This window comes from Gordonia sp. (in: high G+C Gram-positive bacteria) (assembly GCF_049299075.1).
GTDB lineage: Bacteria > Actinomycetota > Actinomycetes > Mycobacteriales > Mycobacteriaceae > Gordonia.
In genome coordinates, this window is record NZ_JBAQWU010000347.1 from 1 (window position 1) to 1690 (window position 1690).

The following is a 1690-nucleotide window of genomic DNA, read 5'->3' on the forward strand; positions in this document are numbered from 1 at the left end:
CGTCTTGGCCGATGGTCAGCTCAAAGTCGCCGCCGCGGGTGCTCAGCAGCACGGCGCCGGTGAGCGCCGGGGCCCAGATGATGTCGCCCTCGCCCAGGATGCGCTGGAGGTGCTCGCGGATCGGATAGCCGTCGTTCACCGACTCGCTGACCAAGCTGTACAGCTCGGCCGAGAGAGCCAGCGAGTACGGGCCGTCGACCGAGGCCAGACGCAGCGCGCTGAGCGCATCGCTGAGCGCGTCCGGAAAGTCTTTGACGTCCTTCGGTAGCGACCCGGTAGTCGGGGCCAGCTCAGTCAGTCCGGTGATGTCGGCCGCGGAGTATCCGGTGAAGACGGCGCGGTCCTCGGCCTTGGCCAACTCGGCCGCGGCGTTGACCACCGGGTCCCAATCGGAGTCGGAGGCACCACGATCGACGTTGTCGATGGCCTCCCGGGTGATCGTGAACGGCACCTTCAGTTCCACCAGCGGTTGCGCGCGGCGCAGGTAAGCGACTATGCCTTCGCCGGGGCTGTCGATCTTGCCGCGATGTCCTACGGTGACGGCGTCGACGTCCAGGCCGAGCGGGCCTTTGACGTCGACCATCCGGCGCCCGGCACTGTTGCGCTTGAACGACCGGCTCGCCTCCTCCTCGATCGCCGCCCATGCCGTGTCAGAGATGGGGGCCAGTTCGCGGTGCAGGTTGTTCATCAGAGTTACTCCTCAGCGACGGTGACGGATTCGGTGGGTGCTGGTCGTTGGTGTCGACGTTACGCGCGGTCGTCGCGCAGGCTGCCGATGCCGAGGGACCCGTCCGAGAGCGGTGCCGGCGCCGGGGCGGCGGGGGCCGTCGGACCGGACGGGGCCGGGGGCAGGTCGTCGAGGAAGTCCTGGCTGGGCGCAAAGTACTCGTTACCGGTGACCGCCACGGTGAAGTCAAGCAGCGCGTCGTAGTTGCCGGCCGGATCGCCGATGAACATCTTCTCCAGCATGCGGTCGGTGATGTCGGGGGTTCTGCAGTAGGCGATGAAGAAGGTGCCCTTTTCGCCGGTCCCTGAGACGTCGCCGTAGGGCATGTTGTCACGGACGATCTTGAGCTGCGTGCCGTCGGCTTCCTCGATCACGGTGAGCGCGGTGTGTGAATTGCAAGGCTTCACGTCGTCGCCCATCTCCAGGTTCTCGGCCTTGCTGCGGCCGAAGACCTCTTCTTGCTGTGCGACCGGGAGGCTGGTCCAGTCCGCGAAGTCGGTGACGTAGCGCTGGATGGTCACATAGCTGCCGCCAGCGAAATGCGCGTCTTCCGGGCCGAGGAGAATCGTGTCGAGTGCTTCGGCGCCGGTGGGGTTTTCGGTGCCGTCGACGAAGCCGGTCAGATCGCGCAGATCGAAGTAGCGGAAGCCGTGCACCTCTTCCAGGGTGGTGACCGAATCACCGAAGTCGGTGGTCAAGATTTGCCCGATTTCGTAGCACATGCCCATATCGTCGGACTTGATGTGCAGCAGGATGTCGCCGGGGGTCGCCGGGGCCGTGTGCTGATCGCCTGCGTAGACGCGGAAGGGGCGGAGTAGCTTCGGGCGCGGTCCGGCGAACAAGCGGTCCCACGCGCTCGAACCGACGCCGGTGATCACCGTGAGCGCGGTCTCCGGGGCGCGCGAGGACACCGACCGCACCCGGCCGGACAGGGCTTCGAGGGTGTCCCGCACCTGGCTCTCG

The 1690-nt window shown here is 66.7% G+C and carries 2 protein-coding genes; both read right to left on the reverse strand.

The window, feature by feature from the left end; translation table 11 throughout:
- A partial coding sequence (locus tag WAW85_RS10985) for a family 1 encapsulin nanocompartment shell protein (RefSeq protein WP_422559649.1) occupies window positions 1-688 on the reverse strand: 688 nt, incomplete at its 3' end.
- Window positions 689-747: 59 nt separating this feature from the next.
- A partial coding sequence (locus tag WAW85_RS10990) for a Dyp-type peroxidase (RefSeq protein ID WP_422559650.1) occupies window positions 748-1690 on the reverse strand: 943 nt, incomplete at its 5' end.